This window comes from Pseudoalteromonas aliena (genome assembly GCF_038155085.1).
Taxonomy (GTDB): Bacteria; Pseudomonadota; Gammaproteobacteria; order Enterobacterales; family Alteromonadaceae; genus Pseudoalteromonas; species Pseudoalteromonas aliena_A.
In genome coordinates this window covers 1-247 of sequence record NZ_JBAKAU010000080.1, presented here as the reverse complement: position 1 = coordinate 247, position 247 = coordinate 1, and the positions used below count along the sequence as shown (strand labels likewise).

Genomic DNA, 247 nt, shown 5'->3' with positions numbered 1-247 from the left:
AATGCTAAAGCTCGTAAAATTGGCGAATACGCTACATTATACGAGCGCGTACAACACATGCTTGAAACAGAAGTAAACCCACAACTTGCTAAGCATGGTGGTCAAGTTAGCCTTGTAGAAGTAACAGCCGAAGGGATTGCTGTACTTCTATTTGGTGGTGGTTGTAATGGGTGTTCTATGATCGATGTAACTCTTAAAGATGGCATCGAAAAAGAGATGATAGCTAAGTTTGAAGAAATCACTGGTG

At 40.9% G+C, this 247-nt stretch carries 1 protein-coding gene; it reads left to right on the top strand.

Features of this window, described 5'->3' with window-relative positions; translation table 11 throughout:
* Positions 1 to 247 (top strand): NifU family protein (locus V6260_RS18625; RefSeq protein ID WP_341595575.1); only part of this gene is annotated, 247 nt, incomplete at both ends.